General features: G+C 58.9%; 26 protein-coding genes and 1 pseudogene. 10 read left to right on the top strand and 17 right to left on the bottom strand.

Translation table 11 applies throughout. From position 1 onward, the window contains the following. Window positions 1-120 precede the first annotated feature (120 nt). Window positions 121-741, top strand: coding sequence for a TIGR00730 family Rossman fold protein (locus V6582_RS04485; RefSeq protein WP_070167416.1), 621 nt, complete (start codon window positions 121-123; stop codon window positions 739-741). Here V6582_RS04485 and rarD read toward each other — a convergent pair. From rarD to cysS, 10 genes are all read right to left on the bottom strand, one after another. After that, the gene (gene rarD, locus V6582_RS04480) at window positions 730-1,668 is read right to left on the bottom strand and encodes an EamA family transporter RarD (protein ID WP_420360220.1); all 939 of its coding nucleotides are present in this window, start codon (window positions 1,666-1,668) and stop codon (window positions 730-732) included. The two genes, V6582_RS04485 and rarD, sit on opposite strands and share 12 nt — an antisense overlap. A 129-nt stretch (window positions 1,669-1,797) precedes the next feature. Beyond that, a complete protein-coding gene (gene cimA, locus V6582_RS04475; RefSeq protein WP_156633584.1) occupies window positions 1,798-3,414 on the bottom strand; it encodes a citramalate synthase in 1,617 nt (538 codons plus the stop codon). Window positions 3,415-3,655: 241 nt separating this feature from the next. Continuing rightward, on the bottom strand, window positions 3,656-4,615 hold the full coding sequence (pip, locus tag V6582_RS04470) for a prolyl aminopeptidase (protein WP_156633583.1): 960 nt from the start codon (window positions 4,613-4,615) through the stop codon (window positions 3,656-3,658). After that, the gene (locus tag V6582_RS04465; protein WP_156633582.1) at window positions 4,608-5,120 is read right to left on the bottom strand and encodes a GFA family protein; all 513 of its coding nucleotides are present in this window, start codon (window positions 5,118-5,120) and stop codon (window positions 4,608-4,610) included. Before V6582_RS04465 ends, pip begins: the two co-directional genes overlap by 8 nt. After that, window positions 5,117-5,584, bottom strand: coding sequence for a GFA family protein (locus V6582_RS04460; protein ID WP_156633581.1), 468 nt, complete (start codon window positions 5,582-5,584; stop codon window positions 5,117-5,119). The genes V6582_RS04465 and V6582_RS04460 overlap by 4 nt, the downstream gene beginning before the upstream one ends. Continuing rightward, entirely contained in the window at window positions 5,581-6,069 is a 489-nt protein-coding gene (locus tag V6582_RS04455) for a GFA family protein (RefSeq protein WP_156633580.1), read from the bottom strand. Before V6582_RS04455 ends, V6582_RS04460 begins: the two co-directional genes overlap by 4 nt. Before the next feature lie 3 nt (window positions 6,070-6,072). Further along, window positions 6,073-6,489, bottom strand: a complete 417-nt coding sequence (locus V6582_RS04450; protein ID WP_156633579.1) for a type II toxin-antitoxin system VapC family toxin — start codon at window positions 6,487-6,489, stop codon at window positions 6,073-6,075. Beyond that, complete coding sequence (locus tag V6582_RS04445; RefSeq protein WP_420360221.1) at window positions 6,489-6,740, bottom strand: antitoxin; 252 nt, start codon at window positions 6,738-6,740, stop codon at window positions 6,489-6,491. The genes V6582_RS04450 and V6582_RS04445 overlap by 1 nt, the downstream gene beginning before the upstream one ends. A gap of 87 nt (window positions 6,741-6,827) precedes the next feature. Continuing rightward, window positions 6,828-7,220, bottom strand: a complete 393-nt coding sequence (locus V6582_RS04440; protein ID WP_156633577.1) for a VOC family protein — start codon at window positions 7,218-7,220, stop codon at window positions 6,828-6,830. 129 nt (window positions 7,221-7,349) lie between these two features. Beyond that, the gene (gene cysS, locus V6582_RS04435) at window positions 7,350-8,735 is read right to left on the bottom strand and encodes a cysteine--tRNA ligase (RefSeq protein WP_156633576.1); all 1,386 of its coding nucleotides are present in this window, start codon (window positions 8,733-8,735) and stop codon (window positions 7,350-7,352) included. 116 nt (window positions 8,736-8,851) lie between these two features. On the opposite strand from cysS, the gene V6582_RS04430 reads away from it, so the two are divergent. The 9 genes from V6582_RS04430 to V6582_RS04390 all read left to right on the top strand — a co-directional run bounded on the left by V6582_RS04430 (window position 8,852) and on the right by V6582_RS04390 (window position 17,684). Continuing rightward, entirely contained in the window at window positions 8,852-9,007 is a 156-nt protein-coding gene (locus tag V6582_RS04430; protein ID WP_156633575.1) for a hypothetical protein, read from the top strand. 73 nt (window positions 9,008-9,080) lie between these two features. Next, window positions 9,081-10,715, top strand: a complete 1,635-nt coding sequence (locus tag V6582_RS04425; protein ID WP_349508922.1) for a glycoside hydrolase family 28 protein — start codon at window positions 9,081-9,083, stop codon at window positions 10,713-10,715. Between the two features lie 184 nt (window positions 10,716-10,899). Then, on the top strand, window positions 10,900-11,463 hold the full coding sequence (gene rfbC / locus V6582_RS04420) for a dTDP-4-dehydrorhamnose 3,5-epimerase (protein ID WP_156550836.1): 564 nt from the start codon (window positions 10,900-10,902) through the stop codon (window positions 11,461-11,463). A gap of 53 nt (window positions 11,464-11,516) precedes the next feature. Beyond that, window positions 11,517-12,572: a dTDP-glucose 4,6-dehydratase gene (rfbB, locus tag V6582_RS04415; protein WP_156634940.1), complete on the top strand. Its 1,056-nt coding sequence runs from the start codon at window positions 11,517-11,519 to the stop codon at window positions 12,570-12,572. After that, entirely contained in the window at window positions 12,569-13,474 is a 906-nt protein-coding gene (rfbD, locus tag V6582_RS04410; protein WP_349508921.1) for a dTDP-4-dehydrorhamnose reductase, read from the top strand. Before rfbB ends, rfbD begins: the two co-directional genes overlap by 4 nt. A 77-nt stretch (window positions 13,475-13,551) precedes the next feature. Further along, window positions 13,552-14,415 (top strand): glucose-1-phosphate thymidylyltransferase RfbA, encoded by an 864-nt coding sequence (gene rfbA, locus V6582_RS04405; RefSeq protein ID WP_156533140.1) that lies wholly within the window; start codon window positions 13,552-13,554, stop codon window positions 14,413-14,415. A gap of 241 nt (window positions 14,416-14,656) precedes the next feature. After that, on the top strand, window positions 14,657-16,606 hold the full coding sequence (locus V6582_RS04400; protein WP_156634839.1) for a glycosyltransferase family 2 protein: 1,950 nt from the start codon (window positions 14,657-14,659) through the stop codon (window positions 16,604-16,606). Further along, entirely contained in the window at window positions 16,603-17,190 is a 588-nt protein-coding gene (locus V6582_RS04395; protein WP_349508920.1) for a hypothetical protein, read from the top strand. Before V6582_RS04400 ends, V6582_RS04395 begins: the two co-directional genes overlap by 4 nt. Next, complete coding sequence (locus V6582_RS04390) at window positions 17,184-17,684, top strand: hypothetical protein (RefSeq protein ID WP_349508919.1); 501 nt, start codon at window positions 17,184-17,186, stop codon at window positions 17,682-17,684. The genes V6582_RS04395 and V6582_RS04390 overlap by 7 nt, the downstream gene beginning before the upstream one ends. A 60-nt stretch (window positions 17,685-17,744) precedes the next feature. Here the strand turns inward: V6582_RS04390 and V6582_RS04385 are convergent, their stop codons facing one another. The 7 genes and pseudogenes from V6582_RS04385 to radA form a co-directional block, all read right to left on the bottom strand. Continuing rightward, window positions 17,745-18,485: an SDR family NAD(P)-dependent oxidoreductase gene (locus V6582_RS04385; protein ID WP_156634841.1), complete on the bottom strand. Its 741-nt coding sequence runs from the start codon at window positions 18,483-18,485 to the stop codon at window positions 17,745-17,747. A gap of 46 nt (window positions 18,486-18,531) precedes the next feature. Continuing rightward, window positions 18,532-20,023, bottom strand: a pseudogene (purF, locus tag V6582_RS04380) (amidophosphoribosyltransferase). Between the two features lie 216 nt (window positions 20,024-20,239). Next, window positions 20,240-20,863: a CvpA family protein gene (locus tag V6582_RS04375; RefSeq protein ID WP_156634842.1), complete on the bottom strand. Its 624-nt coding sequence runs from the start codon at window positions 20,861-20,863 to the stop codon at window positions 20,240-20,242. A gap of 189 nt (window positions 20,864-21,052) precedes the next feature. After that, a complete protein-coding gene (locus V6582_RS04370) occupies window positions 21,053-22,369 on the bottom strand; it encodes a UDP-glucose dehydrogenase family protein (protein ID WP_156634843.1) in 1,317 nt (438 codons plus the stop codon). A gap of 113 nt (window positions 22,370-22,482) precedes the next feature. After that, entirely contained in the window at window positions 22,483-23,463 is a 981-nt protein-coding gene (gene galE, locus V6582_RS04365) for a UDP-glucose 4-epimerase GalE (RefSeq protein WP_337739415.1), read from the bottom strand. Further along, the gene (locus tag V6582_RS04360) at window positions 23,454-24,464 is read right to left on the bottom strand and encodes a UDP-glucuronic acid decarboxylase family protein (protein WP_156634845.1); all 1,011 of its coding nucleotides are present in this window, start codon (window positions 24,462-24,464) and stop codon (window positions 23,454-23,456) included. Before V6582_RS04360 ends, galE begins: the two co-directional genes overlap by 10 nt. A 136-nt stretch (window positions 24,465-24,600) precedes the next feature. Beyond that, window positions 24,601-26,001 carry a DNA repair protein RadA gene (gene radA / locus V6582_RS04355; RefSeq protein WP_015915501.1) on the bottom strand — a complete coding sequence of 467 codons (1,401 nt, stop codon included), beginning with the start codon at window positions 25,999-26,001 and terminating at the stop codon, window positions 24,601-24,603. Window positions 26,002-26,017 lie beyond the last annotated feature (16 nt).

Here is a 26,017-nt window from a genome sequence, read left to right as displayed (position 1 = left end):
TTTATGCAGTAACGTTTCCTTAATCGCTGCACAAGCGATGAACCCGGTTTGTTCATAGCCTTCCTGGAGTTTTCGTTAATTTTATTGACGTCAGCGGGCGGCGATGTCCATTCTAAACGTATGACAGAAAACCATTCTTCGATTCGATCCATCTGCGTTTATTGCGGCTCACGGCCCGGGCGCGATCCCGATTACATGGCTGCGGGCCGCACACTTGGCCACTCGATTGCCGCCCATGGCCTGCGCCTCGTCTATGGCGGCGGCACCAAGGGCATAATGGGTGCCGTTGCCAGCGGCGTGCTGGACGCAGGTGGCCAGGTGACGGGCATTATACCCGAATTCCTGGTCGATATGGAAGCCACGCGCCATTCTCTCGGTCAGTTGAACGAATTGATCATCACCGAGGACATGCATCAGCGCAAGCACAAGATGTTCGAGCGCGCCGATGCTTTCGTGACCCTGCCGGGCGGTATCGGCACGCTGGAGGAAATCGTCGAGATCATGACCTGGGGCCAGCTTGGCCGTCATGAAAAGCCGATGGTCTTTGCCAATGTCAACGGCTTCTGGGACCCGATGCTGGAGCTGATCACCCATATGCGCCAGGAGGGCTTCGTCCATACCGGCCATAAGGTGCAGCCGCTGGTGATTGACGAGATCGAGGCCATCGTGCCGACGATTGTCGATCGCTGGGATGAGCTCGGCCGCATCTCCGGCGATGCCGAGGTGTTGTCAAAGCTGTGATGGGCGCCGTTTCAGCATCGGTACGGTATAGATGACCAGAGCCACCCAGATCAGTGGGAAGGCAATGGCCTTGGCGGTGCTGAATTCTTCGCGAAACAGGAAGACGGCGATCAGGAAAATCATCGTCGGGGCGATATATTGCATGATGCCGATGGTGGAAAGGCGCAGCAGCTTGGCGCCATTGGCGTAGAGGATCAGCGGCACGGCTGTAACCAACCCGCTTGAGACCAGCAGCGTGGTATTGTTGAACATGCTGGCATCCGACGCCCCCAGGAAATGCGACTGTCCGGTCACGCCGAGATAGATCAGGTAGGCCATGGCAAACGGTGACAGCAGCAGCACTTCCAGCAGAAAGCCCTGATTGGGGCCAATAGGCAGCGTCTTGCGGAAAAACGCATAGAAGCCCCAGGAAAAGGTGAGGCTGAGGGCGATCAGCGGCAGGCGTCCGGCATCGACCGTGAGGATGACGACGGCAACCACCACCAAAGCCAGCGCCGCCATTTGCGCCGGTTTCAGCTTTTCCTTCAAAAGCACAGCACCAAGCAGAATGGAAAACAGCGGATTGATGAAATAGCCGAGCGCGGTATCCAGCGCGTGGCCGGCGCCGATGGCCCAGACATAAATGCCCCAGTTGACGCTGATCAGGCAGGCGGTGATTGCCGCCATGCCGATCATTTTCGGATTGCGCAGCGCCCGCTTCAGGTCATCGGTGCGCCGCAGCACCAGAAGAACGAGCCCGGCGACCGGAATGGACCACAGCACCCGATGGGCGATCACTTCCATGGGCGGAATATGCGCCACGGCCTTCATGTAAAGAGGCAGAAACCCCCAGAGCAGATAGGCCGAAAGCGCAAAAAGAAAGCCGCGCAGGCTGTCGCGGTTCTCAGTTCCTGGCGCTGCAACCTCGGTCATGATGTTCGATCCCATTGCTGTTTTTCCTGCCGATACGCCTTCAAGACGCAAACGGCAAATTCATTCCATTGAAGGATCGGTGAGTTTGGTGAATGCGACCATGTCAATGTTCGAAAACTTGAAAGCACATCCGATGGTTTTGGCTCATTCCGCTGCGATCCGTCCAGCCAGTTCGCGGTTTTTCATCAGCTTGTAGACGATAGCGTCCATCAAGGCCTGGAACGAGGCATCGATGATGTTTTCCGAAACCCCTACCGTCCACCAGCGGGCGCCGCTGGCATCGGTGGATTCGATCAGAACGCGGGTGATCGCTTCGGTGCCGCCATTGAGGATACGGACCTTGTAGTCGGCCAGTTCCAGATCTTTTATTTCATTCTGGAATTTGCCGAGATCCTTGCGCAGCGCAATATCGAGTGCATTGACCGGGCCGTCACCCTCGGCGACCGACATCACCGTCTGCCCATCGATCACCATCTTCACCACCGCTTCCGACACGGTTTTCAGGTTGCCATTGCTGTCGAAGCGGCGCTCGATCATCACCCGGAAGCTCTCGACGGCGAAAAATTCCGGGACGGTGCCGAGGGTGCGATGCGCCAACAGCTCGAAACTGCCATCGGCACCTTCATAGGCATAGCCGGAGGCTTCGCGCTGCTTGACGATGTCGATCAGCCGGTCCAGCTTCGGATCGTCCTTGGCAACCATGATGCCACGCCGTTTCAACTCGTTGATGAAATTAGCCTTGCCTCCTTGGTCCGACACCATAACCTTGCGGAAATTGCCCACAAGGCCCGGCTCCACATGCTCATAGGTTTTCGGGTCCTTCAACAGCGCCGAGGCATGGATGCCAGCCTTGGTGGCAAAGGCCGAAGCACCGACATAGGGAGCCTGATGGTTGGGGGAGCGGTTCAACAGCTCATCGAAGGCATGCGACAGCCGGGTCAATTCCACCAGCTTTTCGAGATCGATAGCCGTCTCGAACCGGTCGGCATAGGTGGTCTTCAGACAGAGCGTTGGAATGATGGTGGTCAGATCGGCATTGCCGCAGCGCTCGCCAATGCCGTTCAATGTGCCTTGAATCTGGCGCACACCGGCTTCTACGGCGGCCAGCGAATTGGCAACCGCCTGGCCGGTATCATTATGGGCATGGATGCCCAGGGCTGCGCCGGGAACACCTGACTCAATCAGGCTGGCGATGATGGTGCGGATTTCCGGCGGCTGGGTGCCGCCATTGGTATCGCACAGCACCACCCAGCGTGCACCGGCGTCATAGGCGGTTTTGGCACAGGCCACAGCATAATCGGCATTGGCCTTGTAGCCGTCAAAGAAGTGCTCGCAATCGACCAGCGCTTCCTTGCCCGCAGCCACGACGGCCTTGACGCTGTCGCGGATGGAGTCGAGATTTTCATCATTGGTGCAGCCAAGCGCCACTTTCACATGGTAATCCCAGCTTTTCGCCACCAGACAGATGGCATCGCTTTTCGATTGCAAAAGCTGGCTCAGTCCCGGATCGTTGGAGGCGGAAATCCCGGCGCGTTTGGTCATGCCAAACGCCGTGAACCGGGCGCGGCTGGTGCGCTTCTTTGAGAAAAATGCCGTGTCGGTCGGATTGGCACCGGGATAGCCACCCTCGACATAATCCAGCCCGAAATCATCCAGCATGGCGGCAATGGCAATCTTGTCTTCCACGGAAAAATCGATGCCGGGCGTCTGCTGCCCATCGCGCAGCGTGGTATCGAACAGGGTGATTTTTTCGCGGCTCATGAGTGCCTCCCAAAGGCATTGAATTTCGCGGTTATACCCCCCTTTGTCCTGCCGGACATCTCCCCCTCAAGGGGGGAGATTGACATGCCGAACTGACGCCATTCTCTTTTGACGCCTGCGAGTGACCGCAGGAATTTGAGAGAGACTAACCCTGGATGGTCGGCGCGTCGGTCTGGCCGATCTCCCTCCTTGAGGGGGAGATGCCTGGCAAGGCAGAGGGGGGTAACATCCGCACTAAACATTATTGGATTTTTCCGGCAAAACGGTCGGTGGCGCGGATCAATTGGTCGAGAATGCCGGGTTCGCTCATGGCATGGCCAGCGGCCTCGACAATGTGCAGATCGGCATCCGGCCAGAGTTTGGACAATTCCCAGGCATAGCGCAGCGGGCAGGGCATGTCATAGCGCCCATGCACGATCACGCCTGGAATGCCCTTGAGCTTGCCGGCGTCCCGCAGCAATTGGCCGTCTTCCATCCAGATCCGGTTCATGAAAAAATGATTTTCCAGCCGGGCGAAGGCGATGGCGTAATGATCCTCGCCGAAATTTTCGATCTGCTGGAAATTAGGGATCAGTGAAATCGTCGCGCCTTCCCACTGGCTCCAGGCGCGGGCGCATTCGAGCTGTACGGCCTTGTCATCCCCGGTCAAACGGCGGTGATAGGCGGAAATCATGTCATGGCGCTCTTCGACTGGGATGGGCGCGATGAAATGCTCCCAACGGTCCGGGTACATCTCGGAGACGCCGAACTGATAATACCAGTCCAGCTCCGCCTTGGTCAGCGTATAGATGCCGCGCAGCACCAATTCACTGACCCGTTCGGGATGGGTCTGCGCATAGGTCAGCGCCAGCGTCGAGCCCCAGGAGCCGCCAAACACCAGCCATTGTTCAACGCCGATCATGTCACGCAAGCGCTCGATATCGGCCACCAGATGCCAGGTGGTATTGGCTTCCAGATGGGCATGCGGCGTGGATTTGCCACAGCCGCGTTGATCGAACAGGATCACATCATACAGGGCGGGATCGAACATCCGTCTCTGGTTGGGATTGATACCGCCGCCCGGTCCGCCATGCAGAAACACCGCAGGCTTGGCGCCCTTGGTGCCAACCCGCTCCCAATGGATGACATGGCCATCGCCGACGTCGAGAAAGCCGGTCTCGAAGGGTTCAATCTCAGGATAGAAGCCGCAAAGCTCAGTCATGGGGCGATCCCATATGCGTTGGCCACTCGCTCGTGTCATGGTCCGGATGCTGGTGGGTGGCGCCTGCCACTTTCGCCAGCCAGTTGGCATTGGCTTCGCTGGCCTCGACGGGCAAGGTGTCGAGGGCTGTAAACCATGGCATCTTGCTGTCCAGATTGGCCTGTTCGACGGGCCTGACGCTGGCCGGATCATCCAGCGAGCCGAGCGTGATATTGATGAAATCTGCCTCGGGAATATCGAAAAACAGCGGCGTGCCGCAGGCGGCGCAAAAGCCGCGCCGCACCAGATCGGATGACTGAAACCACTGCGGGGTGCCGCGTGTCAACTGAAACAGCTCACGATTGACCGAGCCGAGCGGCAGGAAATAATTGCCCGACGCCTTCTGGCACATGCGGCAATGGCAGATATGCGGATTACCGATTGACGGCTTGCTGCTCATCGACGGTTTGACTGTGTAACGTACCGCGCCACATTGGCAGCCACCATGCAGGGTTTGAGCTTTCATGCCTCATCCTCCACCGGCCAGACTTGGGTGTCGAAATCCGGGTGCTGCCAGGATTCGATAGAGTCGAAAAATGCTTCATATTCCGGGCTGGTATAGACCGGCTTCTCAAACAATGTGTCGATCCAAGGCAGGCGCTTGTGGTGATTGACCTGAATGGCAGGCTCAAAGGCAGCGGGATTGTCAAAGGCACCGATGGCAATCTCTACCCCGGTGGGGTGCTGATAGGTTAGCGGCGTGCCACATTTCTCGCAAAAGCCACGCTTGACCTTGGCGGAGGAGCGAAACAATTTCGGCTGGCCGCGCGTCCAGGTCAGATGGGCCTGATCGGCTGTGACAAGGGCACTGAAAAAGCCACCAAATTGTTTCTGGCACATGCGGCAATGACAGATGGAAGGCTGTCCCAGCTTTGCCGCCTGAAACCGCACCGCGCCACATTGGCAGCCGCCGGAAAAAATCTCGCTCATGACTTTGCTCCGTTGGGGGTGGGCCACGCATCGGTGTCATGGTCAGGGTGCTGGTAGGAGACGAGGCCATCAAGGAATGGAAACTCATCAAGGTCTTCTTCTGTCGGATTGCCTGGCAATTCGTGCAGGTGATCGACAAAGCCTATTTTCCCTTCTGTCCCGAACTGCTGCACCGGGGGCAGGATGGATGGATCGTCGAAAGCACCTGCCGCAACCGCCATGCCATCCGGGGCCTCATAGGTCAGCGGCGTGCCGCAATCTGCGCAGAAGCCGCGTGACACCACATTGCTGGAACGGAACATCTTGCGCTCGCCGCGTGTCCACTGAAAATCAACCCCGCGCACCGAGACCAGCGGCGCATAATAGGCCCCGAATGCCTTCTGGCACATGCGGCAATGGCAGATCGATGAGTCTTTCAAGACGCCGTTGACACGAAACCGGATGGCTCCGCATTGGCAACCGCCGGTATGGATTGTCTCTGCCATGGCCTATTGTCCCTCATGTGTGGTTTCGAGCCAGTTTTCCAGTTTCAGCCCCGATACACGGGCAAAGTCGCGGGTATTATTGGTAACCAGAACCATATCCAATGACAGCGCGTGGGCGGCGATGAACAGGTCGTTGGGGCAAATCATCTCGCCAGCCTTTGCCAGAGCATTGCGGATGCTGGCATAATGATGGGCAGCGCGTGCCTCGAAAGCCTCAATCACGACGTTGTTCAGAAAGGTCTCGACACCTCGCCGCAACCGTTCCGACTCACGCTTTTGGATACCAAAGTAGAGTTCGGAGACAACGATGGCGCTGAGATGCAGGTCCGCATAGCCTGTTTGTTTCCAGCGTTCCATGGCAGGCCCATCAGGATTTCGAACCATGTCGGAGACGATATTGGTATCCAGCATAAATGCCATCACAGGGTGACATCCGGCAAAGGAAGCAGCCCTTCATCCACATCGGGAAAATCATCTTCGATTTTTCCCTGTCTTCTCAGAAAAGCGACAAGATTTTCCTTCTTTCGGGCATTGCCAACAGGCTCGATAATGATCCGGTCGCCTTCCTTGCGCATGATCACTTCATCGCCCGGAAACTCGAATTCCACGGGGATGCGAACGGCGCGATTGCGACCGTTCTTGAACACCCGCACATGTCTTTCCTGCTCCACACTCATACTCGCCTCCATCACTGGCATAGGCCTTAGCATATGCCAGTGATCCATTCTATGCAAATCAGCGCTTGACCTCCCACGTGGTCAGACATCTTCCCTCGCGTGACAAACGGCCTCGATATTGTTGCCATCCAGATCAAACACAAACGCACCGTAATAGTTTGGATGGTAGTGCGGGCGCAGGCCGGGTGGGCCGTTGTCTTTTCCACCGGCGGCGATTGCGGCTTGATAGAACGCATCCACCTCGGCGCGGCTGTTGGCTATAAACGCGATGTGCTGATGATAACCAGCGGGTGGCGTGCCTTCGTGCAACCAATAGACGGGTCTGTCTCGCCCATAGCCGCCCATTTTCACGCCGTTGGAATATTCAGCGGGCACCATGTAGAGCAGCGACGCGCCAAGCGGCGCAAAGGCTGCGTCATAGAATGCCTTTGCACGTTCAAAATCGGCAACCTTGATATTCATGTGATCGATCATGGATGTCGCTCCCATACCGTCGCAAAGATATACCAAACCCGTTTTGAGGGACGTTTTGGCTTCGCCCCCCTCATCCGGCTGCCGCCACTTTCTCCCCGCTGGGGAGAAGAGGATGGAGCCACAAGCCTTTTACCGCTTGACCTCCCACGTGGTCACGCGCTCGCCGGTGTCCTTGTTCTTGCCGTCCTTGAGCTGAATGCCCTTTGCCAAAAGATCGTCGCGGATCTTGTCGGCCTCGGCAAAGTTTTTAGTTTTCAGCATTTCAAGGCGCATCTCGACAAGGGCGTCGATAGCGGCAGATAGATCGTCATTGACCTCCGCCTTCTTTGGCGTGAGCCCAAGCAAAGCAGCGCTGGCAACGAAGGCCGGGAGCTTGGATGGGTCGCTATTGGCCGCAGATGCGAGCGCATGAAGGGCCTGCACGGCGGCCACCGTATTCAGGTCATCCGCCAGTGCATCCAGCACGCTTTGATCTGGCGCGGCATCGTCTGCCCCACCGGTTGGCCATTTGGCAATCAGCCGCTCAGCTTCCTCCAGCCGCGTCACCGAAAAATCGATCGGCTCGCGGTAATGGGTCATCAGCATCGCCAGCCGCAGCACTTCGCCCGGCCATTTCCGACCGGCGAAATTCTCTGTGTCCAGCAATTCGTTGATGGTGAAGAAGTTGCCATCAGACTTTGACATCTTGCGGCCTTCCACCTGCAGGAAGCCATTGTGCATCCAGACATTGGCCATCACGCTGGTGTCGTTGGCGCAGCAGGATTGGGCGATTTCGTTTTCGTGGTGGGGGAAGATCAGGTCCAGCCCGCCGCCGTGAATGTCGAAAACCTCGCCCAGATAGCGCTTCGACATTGCCGAGCATTCGATATGCCAGCCGGGGCGGCCTCGGCCCCAGGGGCTGTCCCAGCCGGGTTCGTTATGGCTCGATAGTTTCCACAGCACGAAATCGCCGGGATGTTTTTTATGAGCCTCGACAGCAATGCGTGCGCCTGCCTGTTGCTCATCCAGATTGCGCTTGGAGAGCTGGCCGTAAGCCGCCATGGACTTGGTATCAAACAGCACTTCGCCTTCTGCCACATAGGCATGGCCCTTGGCGATCAGCGTCTCGATGATGTCGATCATCTGCTGAATATTGTCGGTGGCGCGCGGCTCGATGGTCGGCGGCAAGTTACCGAGTGCCGCCACATCGGCCTGGAACTGATCCGCCGTCTTTTGCGTCACCTTGGCAATCGCCTCATTCAATGGCAGATCGGGAAAATCCCGGAGCGCCCGCGCATTGATCTTGTCATCGACGTCGGTGATGTTGCGGGCATAGGTGACGTGATTTTCGCCGTAGACATGACGCAGCAGCCGGTAGAGCACGTCAAACACGATGACGGGCCGGGCATTGCCGATATGGGCAAAATCATAAACCGTTGGACCGCAGACATACATGCGCACATTTTTAGGGTCGATCGGGGTAAACTCGACCTTGCTGCGCGTCAGTGTGTTGTAAAGCTTGAGGCCCTCGGCCATGGCAGTCTCCAGACGTAATGATAACCGGCTGGACCGGAGCGTTTGTCATCTGGGACTTTTGCAAGAGACGAAAACGGCCGGGCCAGCGAATGCGCTAGCGAATAATGATCCAGCAGATGGTGCAGGTGCTCGTTTTCATGGTTGGCTTTATGACGCGACCCCGGTTTTTGGTCAACGGATTTTTGCGCCTTGAGGTCGGCTGCTGCTGGTTTTTACGTCCACGCGAAAAATTTTTGCTTTATCTGGATGCGCAGAGCATGGAGCGGCCTTGATTTTGGGACATTCACCGGTTTGAAGAAGGTGCGCGAACTGTTGTTTTGCATGACGCCGCTGAAGGATAAGCCTATGCCCGGACCTGTTTTTGCCCGCCTGTTTCCACAGTCTGCCGTTGGCCGGTTGCTTGGCGCGGTGGCTTTCTGCGCTCTGGCGCCTGCTGCGGTCTGGGCGGCGGAGCCGGCTGTTGCCACCCAATGGGGGTCGGTGACCGTGCCGGAGGCTCCCTCCAACCTCTGCGCGACATTGACGGCTGGCCTGACAGCTAAGGACGGTTCCCTCGACCATGTCGATGCCGATGGCAAGGCTCCTCATCCAGACCAGATGCGCTTGCAGGCTGCCATTGACGGCTGCGCCAGCGGCGCCGTCAAGCTGGTGCCTGGCGGTGAGGGTCAGGATGCGTTTTTGAGCGGACCGCTAAGTTTGAAGAGTGGCGTCGTGCTGTGGATCGACAAGGGGGTGACGCTGTTTGCCTCCCGCGATCCCAAGGATTACGACAGCGGTGCTGGCGATTGCGGCACGGCCAATACCTCATCCGCCAAGACCTGCAAGCCGCTGATTGCGGCCAAGGACACCAAAGGCAGCGGAATCGTTGGCGAAGGAAAAATCGATGGGCGCGGCGGCTCGCTGCTGCTGTCCGGCGACAATGCCGGTAAGCGATCCTGGTGGGATGTGGCGTGGCAATCCAAGCAGGGCCTGATCCAGCATGTGTTCCGGCTGATGGAAATCGATGGCGGCGAGGATTTTACTCTGCATCGGATCACCCTGTTGAACAGCCCGAATTTTCATGTGGCGAGCAATGGTGTGACGGGCCTGACCGCCTGGGGGATAAAGATCCTCAGCCCCAGTGCCGTCTATACCCGCCCGGATTATGCCTGCCCGCCGGAGACCACGCCTGACAAGCTAACGCCCGCCACCTGTTTCACGCCTGATACGGTCAAGAATACCGATGGGTTCGACCCGGGTCAGTCCTCGAAAGTCGTGCTCGCCTACAGCGCGATCAGCACTGGCGACGATCACGTGGCGATCAAGGCCGGCGGCGACAAACCGTCGACGCGTATGACCTTTGCCCATAACCGGTTCTATTACGGCCACGGGATGTCGATTGGCTCCGAGACCGATTCCGGCGTGGACGGTATCCATGTCTACGATCTGGTGATGGACGGCCATGACAGCCCGAACGGCAATGGCCTGCGGATAAAGTCGGATACGTCGCGCGGCGGTAAGGTCACGAATGTGCTGTATGAAGATGTCTGCATGCGCAATGTTGCCTTCCCCTTGGTGTTCGATACCCGCTACTCGGACAAAACCGGCGACCGCATCCCGGATTTTTCCGGCATCACAGTGCGCAACATGCGCTACACGGGCAGCACGACCGGCAGCGGCGGCCATGTGGTTCTGCGTGGTATCAAGGACGATGCGCATTATCAGCCGCTCGGCCTCTTCCTTGACACGGTGCAGTTCGATGGCCCTCAGCCGCTTCTGGTCGGATCTGCCGATCCGGCGGCAAAAGATCCGCCGCTCAATGCCCATGTCACGCTGGGGCCTGGCTCGGTCAGCTTTGCCGATCTTCTGAAGGCAGATCCAGCGCGCCGGGTGAAAAATGTCAATCTCGTGGATGCCAGTGAGGAAGATCCGGTTCCGCCGCTCGATTGCTCGTCGGCCTTCGTGCCGTTCTCAAGCTTTGTGGAGGGCGCACCGTTCTGAACGGATAGTGTCGTAAAAAGACATAAATGGCAGACGCTTGCCTGCAATGGTGGCAGATGATCGTAGAGAACTGTCCGAATAACGTCATAATCTTCCGGTTAAGACGGTGGGCACCTAGCATTTTTCTTGCTCTGATAGATCGAGATTGTTAACTGCGCGAGGGGCTTAATTCAAAGGGATAAGAATGCAGTTTGAAGAAACGAAGCTGTCGGGCGTTTTTCTGATCACTCCAAAGCGGTTTGGGGATGCGCGCGGCTATTTCATGGAAACCTTCCGGGCCAGCCTGTTTGAAAGCGAAGTGGGATCTTTCACCTTCGTTCAGGACAATAAGTCGTTTTCGGCAGAGGTTGGTACGGTTCGCGGCCTGCATTTCCAGTTGGACCCGAGGGCGCAGGGCAAGCTCGTTTCCTGTGCGGCTGGCGCCTTGCTGGATGTCGCTGTCGATATTCGCCAGGGCTCGCCGACCTATGGCCAGATGGTGAAAGCCGAACTGACTGCTGAAAATGGCTGCCAGCTTTGGGTGCCGCCGGGTTTTGCCCATGGCTTCTGCACATTGCAGCCCAATACCGTGATCAGCTACAAGGTGACGGATTATTATAGCCCGGATCATGACCGGGGCCTGTTGTGGAACGATCCGGCGCTGGCGATCGACTGGCCGGTGACGGAAGACAACGCCATCCTGTCTGACAAGGACAAGAAGCAGCCAAAGCTGAGTGAACTCGAGACGAATTTCGTCTATCGGCCTTAAGCGCCTCTGCTTTTGCCATTCAGCTCTATGAACGCTAGGGGATATCGAAAATCATGCGCGTACTTGTAACCGGCGGCGCCGGCTTTATCGGATCGGCCGTCGTGCGGCATCTGGTGCTTGAAAAAGGCTATGACGTCCTGAATGTCGACAAGCTGACCTATGCCGGCACCTTGACCTCGCTGAAATCGGTCGAGGCAAATCCGCTTTACCGGTTCCTTCAGGCCGATATCTGCGACGGCCAGGCGATTGCTTCGGCTTTTGCAAGCTTCAAGCCTGATCGTGTCATGCATCTGGCCGCCGAAAGCCATGTCGACCGCTCGATTACCGGGGCGAAGGATTTCGTCGAGACCAATGTGCTCGGCACGTTCACCATGCTGGAATGCGCCCGCGCCTATTGGCAGGGGCTGGAAGGTTCGAGCAAGGACGGTTTCCGCTTCCTGCATGTCTCGACCGACGAAGTCTATGGATCGCTGGGCGATGAGGGTCTGTTTACCGAAACCACCCCTTATGATCCGAGCTCTCCCTACTCAGCCTCGAAAGCGGCCTCCGATCATCTCGCCAAGGCCTGGGCGCGCACCTATGGCCTGCCGGTGGTGGTGTCGAATTGCTCCAACAATTACGGCCCCTTCCATTTCCCGGAAAAGCTCATTCCGCTGATGATCATCAACGCCATGGAAGGCAAGCCTCTGCCGGTTTACGGCAATGGCGCCAATATCCGCGATTGGCTTTACGTCGAAGACCATGCAAGGGCGCTTGATATCATCGCTGAACGTGGTCAGATCGGCGAAACCTATAATGTCGGCGGACGCAATGAGCGACGCAATATCGATGTCGTCAACCGCGTCTGCGCGCTGATGGATGGACTGCATCCGTCGGGCGCACCGCATGACGCGCTGATCCAATATGTGACCGACCGTCCCGGCCACGACGCCCGTTATGCCATCGACGCGACGCGGCTGGAAACCGAACTCGGCTGGAAGGCCCAGGAAACTTTCGAGACCGGCATCGAAAAGACCGTGAAATGGTATCTCGAAAACCGCTGGTGGTGGGAGCCGTTGCGCCAGGGCTATGATGGCAGCCGTCTTGGCCTGCTGAAAGCCGCGAAATGAGCGGCGTGAAGCGCTATCTGGTGACTGGCCTGGCCGGGCAGGTCGTGCAGTCACTGCTTGAGAAAGCCAGCGATCGCAAGGATCTTGACCTGGTCGCCCTGGGGCGGCCGCAGCTCGATCTGGCCGATCCCTCGACGATTGAAGCGGCTGTGCGTGCCGCTCAGCCCGACCTGATTATTTCGGCTGCCGCTTATACCGCAGTCGATCAGGCCGAAACCGACGAGGCCGCAGCCTTCACGGTCAATGGCGAAGGGCCGGGGGAATTGGCGCGGGTTGCCAAGGCGCTGGATATCCCGATCATCCATATCTCGACCGATTATGTCTTCGATGGCAGCAAGGCTTCGCCCTATAACGAGGCCGATCCGGTTGCGCCGCTTGGCGTCTATGGCCGCAGCAAGCTGGAAGGCGAGCGCCGGGTGGCGGCGCAAACCGACAACCACGCGATCCTGCGCACCGCCTGGGTTTATAGCCCGTTCGGCAAGAATTTTCTGCTGACCATGTTGCGGCTGGCCGAAACCCGCGATGAACTGGGCGTAGTGGCCGACCAGATCGGCAATCCGACCTCGGCGCTCGATATTGCCGATGCGGTGCTGAAAGTTGCCGAAAACCTGCTGTCGTCCAAGGACGCCGATCTGCGCGGCACATTCCATATGACGGGATCAGGAGAGGCGAGCTGGGCGGAGTTTGCAGCTGAAATTTTCAGGCTGTCTGCTGACCAAAACGGCCCCTCGGCCAAAGTCAATCCGATCCCGGCCAGCGCCTACCCGACGCCCGCCAAACGGCCTGCGAATTCCCGGCTGGATTGCGCCAAACTGGCCAGGGTTCATGCTATCGATATCCCCGATTGGCGCGTGTCGACGGAACTGGTCATTGATCGGTTACGGCGGCCAGCGGCAGTTTAGAGTTTGTCTGGGCAACGATGGTCGCCGGCTTTCCTCAAAAGACAACGAACACAAATGACGTGTCAGGAGTTTTATAAATGAAGGGTATCATTCTAGCCGGTGGCAGCGGCACCCGCCTGCATCCCATGACGCTAGTCACCTCCAAGCAGCTCATGCCTGTCTATGACAAGCCGATGATCTATTATCCGCTCTCGACACTGATGCTGGCCGGGATTCGCGATATCCTGATCATTTCGACGCCGAAGGATCTGCCGAATTTTCAAAGCCTGCTGGGTGATGGGTCGAAATGGGGGATTTCGCTGACCTATGCCGAGCAGCCGACGCCGGATGGCCTGGCTCAGGCCTATATTATCGGCGCGGATTTCGTCGGCTCCAGCCCGTCCTGCCTCATTCTGGGGGACAATATCTTCTACGGTCACGGCATCAACGACCTGTTCAGAAGTGCTGTGGCCCGCAATGACGGGGCAACCGTGTTTGCCTATCACGTCAACGATCCGGAACGCTATGGCGTGGTGGAATTCGACAAGGACATGAAGGCGGTTTCGATCGAGGAAAAGCCTCAGGTACCGCGCTCGAGCTGGGCCGTGACCGGGCTTTACTTCTACGACAAGGATGTCGTGGATATTGCCGCAAACCTTAAGCCATCGGCGCGCGGCGAGCTGGAAATCACCGACGTCAACCGGGTCTATCTCGAACGGGGCCGGCTCAGTGTCGAAAAGATGAGCCGTGGTTATGCATGGCTGGATACCGGGACCCCCGACAGTCTGCTGGATGCCTCGGAATTCGTCGCCACGCTGGAACGCCGCCAGGGCTTCAAGATCTCCTGCCCGGAAGAGATAGCCTATCGGCTCGGCTTCATCGACGCCCAGCAGTTGGAGACGCTCGGCCTGCAATATGGCAAGAGCGCCTATGGGCAATATCTGCTGAAAAAAGTGCTCTGACGCTTTTAAACCGAACGCGTATCTGCAATACAGCGCCACGCACCTGAGAAGGTGTGGCGCTGTAACAGTTTATATATGCTGCATAATTTTTTCCTCAAATCGACTTTGATTTAAGGTTTATGCGGTAAAATGCCAGCGAAGGTCTCGTTGCGGTCGGTGTTGGCGTTTCAAAAGTGAGGCCCGGTGAAATATTGTATCGGCTGTGGAGCGCATCCAACGGTCTTATCGGTGGTGTAATGCGTTGAAGACCAGTGTGCTTGATGGACAGGATTCGGCTGGGCTGGCGCAGGTATGCGCCGCGCAGGGTCCGGCTGCCCGCCATCTGGCCGATAAGCCGGTGATGATTTCAGTTGATGATCCCGATGGTTGTCTTGGACCGTCGCCGCGTCTCTTGCTTCATCGTCCCGGTCGGGTCCCTGCCATTCTCAAGCGATCGCTGATCGTCAACAAAACCGGACGCTTTCTGGGGTGGATGCCTGACGATCTGGACGCCATCACACTTGTTGGCACGGTCATGGCCCCACCGGCAAAGGATGAGCCCGTTGCGGGGCGGCAGCCGACTGTCACGATCCGCACGCTGTCCATCGCCGAAGCCGTTCTGCGGGTGCTGATCCGCTGGCCCCATACCGTGCAGACCTTGCTCCGCTTGCTGGCGGCGCGAAACGTCAAAGGCGCGACGTTCCGGTTCCTCCGGTATTTCGAGGCTTTATCGTCTCCCCGCTATCGTGACTGGCTTCGGCTGCGCGACGATACCGACAGACCACCACCTATCGCCGGTAGCTTGGCGCCTCCCGTTTTGGTCAGCATTACGGGAGCGGATAAGGGGCGGGCCGTCACCCGCAAAAGCCTGGATTGGCAGACTTATCGTCCAGTTGAATGCCTGGGTCTGGAAGACCTGCCCGGTGGCCTAACAAACCGCGCGACGCAGAAGGATCTGTTCTGGTTGCTGGTGCCTGCGGGTGTCACCTTATCGCCATTGGCGCTGCAATGGATGGTGGATTGCCTGATCCGCCACCCAGAGGCGGCGGGGGTCTATTGCGACGAGGACCAGACTACCCGCAAGGGCGGACCTGCCGTGCCGTTGTTCAAACCGGCCTGGAACCTGCCCTTGGTGCAAACCGGCTGGCTGCCGATGGATTGCGTTCTCTTACGCACGGCCTGCCTGCCGCGCCCTGTCGATGTCGCCAATGTCGATGCGAACCAACTCGTCATCCAGGCGGCGGCAGCGGGGGACATTCTTCATCTGCCCCGCGTTCTGGTTCACCGGTCCTCTCCACGACCGGCTTTTATGCCATCGCGGCCCTTGCTTCAGCAGGGCAGCTACCGCCCCCCTGTCACCGTGATCATTCCGACCCGGGACCGGGCGGATCTTCTCTCCGCCTGTCTCGACGGCCTGCTGGGCCGCACCGATCGCGGCGAGTTGGACATTATCGTCATCGATAATGACAGCAAGGAGGACGCGACGCGCATTCTCCTCGACAGGATCGAGGCGGAGGGCCATGTGCGGCGCTTGCCGATGCCCGGCACCTTCAATTTCTCCAGAGCCTGCAATCTCGGCGTCGATCAGGCCCGGCATGAACGGATCCTGCTGCTCAACAACGATGTCGAGCCTCTGGACCGCGACTGGCTGGGAGAGATGAATGCCGAGTTGAACGATCCTCAGGTCGGTGCGGTTGGCGCGCTGTTGCTTTATCCTGACGGTTTTGTGCAACATGCCGGTGTCACGCTGGGGGCGGGCTCTATCGCCCGCCACAGCTTCCACTTTCATGACCCCGACGGTGGCGAGGATCACGGCCTGCTTGCGCAGCGCCGCCATGTTTCCGCCGTCACGGCGGCCTGCCTCTTGACCCGCAAGAGCCATTGGTTGCAGGTGGGTGGCATGGATGAAGCGAATTTGCCGGTTGCCTTTAACGACGTCGATTACTGTCTGAAGCTCCGCCACGCCGGTCTCGATATCGTCTGGACGCCTCATGCACGCCTTGTTCATCGTGAATCCGTATCACGTGGGCGGGACGATACCGTCGAAAAGCGGCTGCGTTTTGCCGGAGAGGAGAAGGTAATGTTCGAACGCTGGGCTGACGTGATCGACAATGATCCCTGCTACAATCCGAACTGCTCGCTGAGCGCTGGCGATTTCGTGCTGGAAGCTGCGCCTCGCGACCTGTCGGCAAGGAGTGGCCGTATCCGATGAAAAAACGGTGGTACTGGCCGGTTCTGGAACAAGCTTTGCCGCGACCCCGCCTGCGGGAACACGCGGATGGAACGCCGCGCCGTCCGGTCAAATCGGTACTGGTCTTTGGCCGCGTTCCAAACCCCACGTTTGACTATTATCTGCCTGTCCGGCTGAGTGCAGAAGGCATGCCTCCCTATCAGGTTCACGATATCAGAAAGCTTGATGCAGGCGCACTCGACCCAGAGGGCGCATTTGTGGTGATCTGTCGCTATGCATCGCGGCCCTTGCTGCGGTGGATTGAAACCCATGCCGACAAGCTTGCGGGCGTCGGTCTGCTGCTGGATGACGACATCAATGCGGTGATCTCCAGCCGCGACGCCGATATCGCCTATAGCCTGTTTCTGTGGTTTCGGGCACTCTATCCGCTGCGGCGCCTGAACCGCCATCTCGACATTCTCTGGCTGTCCACACCGCAATTGTTCCAGGCGATTGGCGAACCGAAGGCCCGGATACTGCCACCAGCTCCCCCAGCAGCCTTTGGGAGCGCCGATTACACGCCGATGGCAGAGCGAATGACGCCGCCAGCCAGGACAAGGTGGTAATTGCCTATCATGCCACTGGGGTGCATGTGGCGGAACATCACTTCCTGAAGCCGGTCATCCAGACCGTGCTGGCGCAACGGCCCCAGGCTGTGTTCGAAGTGTTTGCGGGCAAGAAGGCGCGCGCGATCTGGAAAGACATGAACCGCGTAACGGTGAAAGCGCCCGTCTCCTGGCCGCAATATCTGGTTTACGCGGGAAGGGCGCAGGTCGATATCATGCTGGTGCCCTTGGCGCCGTCCGAGGCCAATGATAGCCGCGCCTGCACCAAATTCATCGATGTCGCCCGGCTGGGAGCAGCAGGGCTATTTTCGGAAGGTCTGGCCTATGGCGCCGAGGCTGATGATGCGCAACCTCGATTGCCCTACGATCAGGCCGCCTGGATCGCGGAAATCATCCGCCTGATCGATAATCCGGCGGAAAGAGCTGTGGGAGCCGAGCGCATCCGCAGCAAAGTGGCGCTGATGGGCACAGCGTTCGAGCCCCTTTTACCGTAAAAATCGACTTCAATATTTTTCAAGATCGCAGGATGCCGTCCAGGCTGTCCGCAATCGCGATCAGCCGTAGGGCGGATAATCGACGATCTTCTGTTCCCGCACGATAAACAGTTTGCCCGTTTCCGTCTGCTGCGGACCGACCAGTGGCAACAGGGCTTTGGCAACTTCCGAAGGATGCGGCAATGTATCAGGGTCTTCGCCTGGCATGGCCTGGGCGCGCATCGCGGTGCGGGTGGCGCCGGGGTCAATCGAGAGGACGCGGAGCGGCAGGCGTTGGTTCTCGGCAGCCCAGGTGCGCGCCAAGGCTTCCACCGCAGCCTTGGAGGCTGAATAGGGGCCCCAGAACGGCTTGCATTTATGCGGTGCAGCGGAGGACAGGATCAGGGCGCGGCCCTGGTCGGATTTGGTGATCAGCGGATCGATCGAGCGGATCAGCCGCCAGGTGGCGGTGACATTGATGGTCATCACCTTTTCAAACACCTTGGCCTCGACATGGGCGACGGGCGAGATCGTGCCGAGCACGCCGGCATTGGCAACCAGAATATCCAGCTTGCCCCAGCGCTCGAAAATCGATCCGCCCAAGGCATCGATGGCGCCCATGTCGGCGAGATCGAACGGCACCAGGGTTGCGCTGCCACCCGCTGAGGTAATGGCGTCATCGAGATCTTCCAGGCCCCCGACGGTGCGGGCGCAGGCAATCACATGCGCGCCTGCCTTTGCCAGTTCCAGCGCGGTGAAATAGCCGATGCCGCGTGACGCGCCGGTGACCAGCGCGATCCGTCCCGTGAGATCAACCGTCATGTCCGCTCTTCCCCCTCATTATCTCATGAAACGCCGACAATCGGCCTCAGCCATTGCTGGCCATAACCGACACCTTGCGGCCCATTTTCTCGCCTTCCTTGTCCAGAAGACGGGTCGGGTAATCGCCGGTGAAATAGTGATCGGTAAATTGTGGATTGGCGGCATTGCGGGCCTCGCCGCCCACCGCCATGTACAGCCCGTCGATAGATAGGAAGGCCAGCGAATCGGCACCGATGAATTTCGCCATGGCTTCTGCACCCGCATATTGATTGGCGAGCAGCTTTTCGGCATCCGGCGTGTCGATGCCGTAGAAATCCGGATGGTAGATCATCGGGCTGGCCACGCGAATATGAACTTCCTTGGCACCGGCATCGCGGATCATCTGGACGATCTTCAGCGAGGTCGTACCGCGCACGATGGAATCGTCCACCAGGATGACCCGTTTGCCCTCGATCATCGCCCGGTTGGCCGAATGTTTCAGCTTGACGCCAAAGGCGCGGATCTGCTGCGTCGGCTCGATAAAGGTGCGCCCGACATAGTGATTGCGGATAATGCCGTATTCGAACGGAATGCCGCTGGCCTGGGCATAACCCAGAGCTGCCGGTGTGCCGCCATCGGGAACAGGCACCACGACATCGCCGTCGCAAGGCGCTTCCAGCGCCAGGTTCATGCCCATGGCCTTGCGGGTCTGGTAGACGTTGCGACCGCTGACGACCGAATCGGGGCGGGCGAAATAGACATATTCGAACAGGCAAGGACGCTCGGCCTGTGGACGCGCCGGGCGGCGGCTGTCGATGGTGATCGAGCCGTCGGGCTGGATTTCGCAGATGATCACTTCGCCGTTTTCGACATCGCGTACGAATTTCGCGCCGATAATGTCCAGCGCGCAGGTTTCCGAGCAGAAAATCGGCTTGCCGTCGAGATCGCCCATCACCAGAGGCCGGATGCCGATCGGGTCGCGGGCGGCGATCAGCTTGGTGCGGGTCATGGCCAGCATCGAATAGCCGCCTTCCATCTGCCTGATGGCATCAATGAAGCGGTCGGCGGTCGAGACTGTGGCGGGAGCGGGCGATCAGATGCAGCACGACTTCCGTATCGGAGGTCGATTGACAGATCGCGCCGGTGGCGATGATCTGGCGGCGCAGCGTCAGACCATTGGTGAAATTGCCGTTATGGGCAATGGCGATGCCGCCTTCCTCCAGTTCGGCAAACAGTGGCTGCACATTGCGCAGCGCCACTTCGCCAGTGGTGGAATAGCGGGTATGGCCGATGGCCGCAGAACCCGGCAATTTCGCGAGCGTTGCCGGATTGGTATAATGGTCGCCGACAAGGCCCATATGCTTTTCGGTGTGAAACTGCTTGCCGTCAAAGGAAACCAGTCCGGCTGCCTCCTGGCCGCGATGCTGAAGCGCATGCAGTCCGAGAGCGGTCAGCGTTGCGGCATCCTGATGGCCCAGAATGCCGAACACACCGCATTCTTCATGCAGCGTGTCGCCATCGAGGTCTTCGAGGAAAGTCGAGGAAATAGACTGTTTCATTGCAGCAAGCCTTTGCTCGATACATGCGCGCCGATACGGGGCACGGGTGACGAAATGCAGTGAGGAGCGCCGATTTCCATTATGGTTAGCGCTCATTCTTTGTCTCGGCTCAATCCCCGGGTTCAGTTCCTGGCAGGATCTGATGGTCTTAAGCAATTCGGACAGGCCAGCTCTATATAAGCAAGCCTGCTATCAACGTCCAGAAGGCCGACGATATCAGTTGGCCGGCGCGGGTGCCTGACCTGGTGTCTGGGCTGGCGTTTGGCCGGGCGTTTGTGCAGGTGCATCGTCGGCAGGGGCCTGGCCTTCAGCTGGTGCCGTCTGTTGCTTGCCGAGGATGCGGGCGCGCAGTTGAGGCTCGATATCGTCGGGAAGCACGGCTTCCAGCTTGACCACCAGCGCATCGAGGAACGGCTTCGACTTGGCATTGTTGACCCAGTCCGGCCGCTGCTTGGCATCGATCAGCCAGTTCCAGAACGCCACGGCCACCACCAGCAGCAGGATGCCGCGCGCAGCTCCAAACAGGAAGCCAAGAGTGCGGTCCAATGCGCCGATCCGGCTGTCGATGATGAAATCGGCAATGCGCGAGGTAATGAACGAGATCAGGATCAGGGCAAGCAGGAAGACGCCACCGGCAGAGGCGGCAACGGCGATCCGCTGGTCATTGGTATAATTCTTCACATAGGGAAGAATGAAGGGATAGAGATAATAGGCCGCCGCAATGGCGCCCACCCAACTGGCAATCGACAGGATCTCGCGTGAAAAGCCGCGGATCATCGCCAGCACGGCTGAAAACAGCACGACACCGATGACAATACCGTCGAAAATCGTAATGGGCATTCCGTTCAACTCCAGGACTAGGCCGCGAAGGGGTCGCCAGGTTTCTTGATCTTTCCGGTCCGGCTGTTCCGGCGGCCTCTCCTTACACCACGATGTCACGCAGTGGAAGGATCAATCCTCGCCGAGTTTGTTACACAAATGTGACTTTACGCCAAAAATCATTCCGAACGACCCGTTCCCAGGAAGTACTCACCGTCCCAGAGAGACATAATGGGAAAAGCCGTTCTTCTGCGCTTCATTGGCACTGAACATATTGCGAAGATCGACCAGTACAGGAGAAGCCATGACACTGGCGATTTCCTTGAAATTATAGGTCTTGAAGACCATCCAGTCGGTGAGGATGACCAGAACATCGGCACCGGTCGCGGCTTCCTTGGCTGTCTTGGTCATTTCGACGCCCGGCAATTGGCTTGCGGCGTCATGCGGGTTCGACGGATCGAAAGCGGCGACCTTTGCGCCTTTTGCCTGCAAGGCGGGCAGCATCACCAGGCTGGTGCTTTCGCGCATGTCATCGGTCTGGCCTTTGAAGGTCACACCCAGCACGGCGATTTTCTTGCCCGCGACATCGCCGCCCGCGGCTTCGATCACCCGGGTGACCATATCGGCCTTGCGCTGGTTGTTGGCATCGACTGCCGAGGAGACGACACGTGAGTCGATCCCGGCATCGGCGGCGGTCGCCAGAAGCGCGCGGGTATCCTTGGGAAAGCAGGAGCCGCCCCAGCCCGGGCCGGTATTGAGAAAGGCCCGGCCGATCCGCTTGTCCAGACCGATGCCATGGGCCACGTCTTCGACCGTGGCGCCGACGGCCTCGCACAGATTGGCCATTTCATTGATGAAGCTGATCTTGACGGCGAGAAAGGCATTGGCGGCATATTTGATCAGTTCAGCCGTCTCAATCCCGGTGCTGAAGAAGGGAACATTGCCGTTCAGCAGCAGCGGCGCATAAATCCGCTCCATCACCTCACCAGACTGAGGGGTATCGACGCCGACGACGATCCGGTCCGGCTCCAGGAAATCCTTGATGGCGGCGCCTTCGCGCAGAAATTCGGGATTGGAGGCAACAGCGATCTGTACATCAGGGGCGGCATTGGCCTTGGCGATGTCAAACACCTGACGGTTGGTGCCAACCGGTACCGTCGATTTGGTGACGATGACGGTAAAGCCGGTGACGGCCTTGGCAATCTCGGCGGCGGCGGCAAACACATATTTCAGGTCGGCGCGGTCCGAGCCCGCCTCGGTTGGCGTGCCGACGGCGATGAACACGGCATCACGGTCCTTGACGCTTGCGGCAAGGTCGGTGGTGAAGGTGATGCGCCCGGCAGCGACATTGCGCTGCACCAGTTCATCCAGGCCCGGCTCATAGATTGGCATCTTGCCCTGATGCAGCATTTCAATCTTGCGCTGGTCCTTGTCGACGCAGATCACGTCATGGCCCAGCTCGGCAAAGCATGCGCCGCTGACCAGGCCCACATAGCCGGTGCCTACCATGGTAATGCGAACGTTCATGAATTCTGCCGCTTTCCTGTCAAAGGGTGTGGGATGGGCGGGGGGTATACGGTGGACGGGATTGCCTTGCGGTTCATGTCGAACCATGTCGACAATCCCTGGTTTTGTTGGCCTTAATTGCGGTGTGCCTTGAACCAGTCCGCCGCCGTTTTCACGATCAGGTTGATATCGGTATATTGGGGCGTCCAGCCCAGCAGGCTGCGGGCCTTGTCGCCGGAGGCGTAAAGAACCGGCGCATCGCCAGCCCGCCTCGGCGCATATTTGATCGGCACGTCGGCGCCGACCGCCTGAGACACCGCGTCCAGCAATTCCTTGACCGATGTTCCCTTGCCGGTCGCCAGATTGAAGGCGCCACTTTCGCCACCCTTTTGCAGGTAGTCGATGGCCAGGACATGGGCGTCGGCAAGATCGCAGACATGGATATAGTCGCGGATCGCCGTGCCATCAGGCGTATCGTAATCGGTGCCGAACACATTAAACTCGGTCTGGCGCATGGCTGCCAGAACCGCCAGCGGAATCGCATGGGTTTCCGGGTCGTGACGTTCGCCAAGATCGCCTTCCGGATCGAGACCGGCGGCGTTGAAATAGCGCATGGCCACCCATTTCAATCCATAGGCATGGCCGTAATCCTTCAGCGCCTGCTCGATCACCAGCTTGGAAAATCCATAGGGATTGACCGGGCTCTGCGGCGCTTCCTCGACGATTGGCAGGCTTTTGACCTCGCCATAGGTGGCGCAGGTGGAGGAAAACACGATGGTGTCGACGCCGTTGCGGCGCATGGCGTCCAGCAGGCAGACCGAACCATGGATGTTGTTATTGTAATATTTCGCCGGGTCCGTCACCGATTCGCCAACAGCGGCAAAGGCGGCGAAATGCATCACGCATTCCGGCTGGTATTTGCTGAGAACCGCATCGAGCCGTTCGCCATCGGCAATGTCACCTTGTTCGAACGGTCCCCATTTGACCGAATCCGCATGGCCGTGGACCAGGTTGTCATAAACAACTGGTGTGTAGCCCGCCTTGGACAAGGCCTTGCAGGCATGGCTTCCGATATAGCCGGCACCGCCGACAACAAGGATGTTCTTCATGACAATGTATCCAGATTGATGTTGGCTGCTCTGGTGTTGACAGCACTGATGTTAATGGTGCGTCCCGTTTCCGCCGCAAAATACGGGATCGACCGCTTCAGTCCTTCGCGCAGCCGCACTTTCGGCGCCCAGCCCAGCAATTGCCCGGCAAGGGTGATGTCGGGACGCCGCAGCAGCGGATCGTCCTTCGGCAGCGGCCTGTCGACGATAACCGACCGGCTTCCGGTCATTTCCAGAATGATGTCAGCCAGTTCCCGCACGGTAAACTCGCCGGGATCGCCGATATTCACAGGCCCGGTGATCGAGGCGTCGGAGCGCATCAGCCGGAAAAAACCCTCGATCAGATCATCGACATAGCAGAAGGACCGGGTCTGGGTGCCGCCGCCATAAAGCTCCAGCGGCGCCTCTTCCAGGGCGCGAACGATGAAGTTGGAAACCACCCGTCCGTCCTGCGGGTCCATGTTGGGCCCATAGGTGTTGAAGATCCGCACCACCTTGATTTCAACGCCATGCTGGCGGTGATAATCGAAACACAGGGTTTCGGCGGCGCGCTTGCCTTCGTCATAGCAGGCGCGAGGCCCTATCGTGTTGACTGCGCCACGATAGCTTTCCGTCTGCGGATGAACCTGCGGATCGCCGTAGATCTCGCTGGTCGACGCCTGAAACACCCGCGCGCCGCAGGCGACAGCCAGGTCCAGCACGTTTTTCATGCCGAGCACGTTGATCAACATCGTGCCAACAGGATCGATCTGATATTGCGGCGGCGAGGCGGGGCAGGCGAGATTCCAGATCTCGTCGTAGCGGCCTTCCGGCAAGGGATCGCGGACATCGGCCTGGATGAAGGACAGTTTGGGATTGGCCAGCAGAGGTTCGATATTCTTGCGCCGCCCGGTCTGGAGATTGTCCAGGCAGACCACATCGCAGCCTTCGTCAAGCAATCGTGCGCAGACGTGGGAACCGAGAAATCCAGCGCCGCCGGTCACCAATGCCGTCCGTGTCTTTCCCATAGCGTCCTCTTGCAGTCCGTTGCCGTTCATGTAGGGGAAGGGGTCCGGCCCTGTCAATTCCAGGCTACAAGCAATCAACCGTTATGAGCGACAAGGCTCGCAACCTGGCCGCTACTGGTGCGACCGAGCCCTTGCATCAATCCTCATTGCCCTGCTGGCGCGATTTCAGTTTCGATCCGGCAATGCGCGCCACCAGATCCGGCAGGCTTTCGATTTCGCCCCATTTGCCGGTGCGTTTCGGCAGATCGACGGAAGAAGCGGGCAGCACGGCGGAGGAAAAGCCAAGTTTTTCGGCCTCTTTCAACCGCTGCGCTGTGTGCGATACCGGCCGAACCGCACCTGAAAGGCTTATTTCGCCGAAATAGACGCAATCGGCGGGCAGAGCGACGCCAGCCAGCGATGAGACCAGCGCCGAGGCAATCGCCATGTCCGCGGCGGGTTCGGTGATTCGGTAGCCGCCTGCCACATTCAGATAGACATCGTGCTGGCCAAGCCTGACACCGCAATGGGCCTCCAGTACGGCCAGAATCATTGCCAGGCGGCTGGAATCCCAGCCAACCACGGCTCGGCGCGGCGTGCCAAGCGCTGTCGCGGCCACCAGCGCCTGCACTTCGACCAGCACGGGCCGTGTGCCTTCCATGCCAGCAAATACCGCAGCGCCCGGCGCTTTTTCATTGCGTTCGCCCAGAAACAGTTCCGAGGGATTGGCGACTTCTCGCAGGCCCCGGTCCGACATTTCGAACACGCCGATTTCGTCGGTGGGTCCGAAACGGTTCTTGACGGTGCGCAGGATGCGGTAATGGTGGCCCCGGTCGCCCTCAAAATAGAGGACCGCATCGACCATGTGTTCTACGACGCGGGGACCGGCGATCTGGCCCTCCTTGGTGACGTGGCCGACCAGAACCATGGTGGCACCAGTCTGTTTGGCGAAACGAATCATCGCCTGCACGCCGGTGCGCACCTGCGTCACCGTGCCGGGGGCCGAATCGGCAGTATCGCTCCAGAGAGTCTGGATCGAATCGATGATGACAAGATCGGGCCGTTTGCCTTCGGAAATTGTCGCCAGAATATCCTCGACATTGGTTTCCGCTGCCAGCAGCACATCGGTATCGGCGGCGTTCAGCCGCTGGGCGCGCAGCCGCACCTGGGCTACCGCCTCTTCGCCCGAGACATAGACGACGCGATGACCCTGCCGCGACAAGGCGGCGGCGGCCTGCATCAGCAGGGTGGATTTACCGATGCCCGGATCGCCGCCGATCAGCACGGCGGAGCCGCGCACGAAACCGCCGCCGGTCGCCCGGTCCAGCTCCGACAGGCCGGTCGGAATGCGAGGCGCTTCCTCGATTTCGCCCGACAGCGAGGTCAGCGTCACCGCCCGGCCTTTCTTTGGCACCTTGCCGGGACCAGAGCCGATGCCACCCATCGGGTCTTCCTCGACAATGGTGTTCCATTGTGCGCAACCATCGCATTTTCCAGCCCAGCGGCTGTGAACCGTTCCGCAGTTCTGGCAGATGAATTGGGTCTTGGCCTTGGCCATGCATTGCCTTTCGCAC

It is taken from the genome of Agrobacterium vitis (genome assembly GCF_037039395.1).
In the GTDB taxonomy this organism is placed as follows: domain Bacteria; phylum Pseudomonadota; class Alphaproteobacteria; order Rhizobiales; family Rhizobiaceae; genus Allorhizobium; species Allorhizobium vitis_E.
This window is presented reverse-complemented; position numbering and strand designations above follow the sequence as displayed.

Bases quoted from the DNA above. Each gene is read 5' to 3' on its own strand.
- V6582_RS04455 (WP_156633580.1), bottom strand. From the start codon at position 6,069: ATGGCAGAGACAATCCATACCGGCGGTTGCCAATGCGGAGCCATCCGG.
- V6582_RS04375 (WP_156634842.1), bottom strand. From the start codon at position 20,863: ATGCCCATTACGATTTTCGACGGTATTGTCATCGGTGTCGTGCTGTTT.
- cysS (WP_156633576.1), bottom strand. From the start codon at position 8,735: ATGGCCGAGGGCCTCAAGCTTTACAACACACTGACGCGCAGCAAGGTC.
- rfbB (WP_156634940.1), top strand. From the start codon at position 11,517: ATGCGCGTACTTGTAACCGGCGGCGCCGGCTTTATCGGATCGGCCGTC.
- V6582_RS04425 (WP_349508922.1), top strand. From the start codon at position 9,081: ATGCCCGGACCTGTTTTTGCCCGCCTGTTTCCACAGTCTGCCGTTGGC.
- rfbA (WP_156533140.1), top strand. From the start codon at position 13,552: ATGAAGGGTATCATTCTAGCCGGTGGCAGCGGCACCCGCCTGCATCCC.
- rfbC (WP_156550836.1), top strand. From the start codon at position 10,900: ATGCAGTTTGAAGAAACGAAGCTGTCGGGCGTTTTTCTGATCACTCCA.
- V6582_RS04440 (WP_156633577.1), bottom strand. From the start codon at position 7,220: ATGATCGATCACATGAATATCAAGGTTGCCGATTTTGAACGTGCAAAG.
- V6582_RS04385 (WP_156634841.1), bottom strand. From the start codon at position 18,485: ATGACGGTTGATCTCACGGGACGGATCGCGCTGGTCACCGGCGCGTCA.
- pip (WP_156633583.1), bottom strand. From the start codon at position 4,615: ATGACTGAGCTTTGCGGCTTCTATCCTGAGATTGAACCCTTCGAGACC.
- V6582_RS04450 (WP_156633579.1), bottom strand. From the start codon at position 6,489: ATGGCATTTATGCTGGATACCAATATCGTCTCCGACATGGTTCGAAAT.
- V6582_RS04360 (WP_156634845.1), bottom strand. From the start codon at position 24,464: ATGGGAAAGACACGGACGGCATTGGTGACCGGCGGCGCTGGATTTCTC.
- rarD (WP_420360220.1), bottom strand. From the start codon at position 1,668: ATGGGATCGAACATCATGACCGAGGTTGCAGCGCCAGGAACTGAGAAC.
- V6582_RS04395 (WP_349508920.1), top strand. From the start codon at position 16,603: ATGAAAAAACGGTGGTACTGGCCGGTTCTGGAACAAGCTTTGCCGCGA.
- rfbD (WP_349508921.1), top strand. From the start codon at position 12,569: ATGAGCGGCGTGAAGCGCTATCTGGTGACTGGCCTGGCCGGGCAGGTC.
- V6582_RS04370 (WP_156634843.1), bottom strand. From the start codon at position 22,369: ATGAACGTTCGCATTACCATGGTAGGCACCGGCTATGTGGGCCTGGTC.
- radA (WP_015915501.1), bottom strand. From the start codon at position 26,001: ATGGCCAAGGCCAAGACCCAATTCATCTGCCAGAACTGCGGAACGGTT.
- V6582_RS04465 (WP_156633582.1), bottom strand. From the start codon at position 5,120: ATGAAAGCTCAAACCCTGCATGGTGGCTGCCAATGTGGCGCGGTACGT.
- cimA (WP_156633584.1), bottom strand. From the start codon at position 3,414: ATGAGCCGCGAAAAAATCACCCTGTTCGATACCACGCTGCGCGATGGG.
- V6582_RS04460 (WP_156633581.1), bottom strand. From the start codon at position 5,584: ATGAGCGAGATTTTTTCCGGCGGCTGCCAATGTGGCGCGGTGCGGTTT.
- V6582_RS04485 (WP_070167416.1), top strand. From the start codon at position 121: ATGACAGAAAACCATTCTTCGATTCGATCCATCTGCGTTTATTGCGGC.
- V6582_RS04430 (WP_156633575.1), top strand. From the start codon at position 8,852: ATGGTGCAGGTGCTCGTTTTCATGGTTGGCTTTATGACGCGACCCCGG.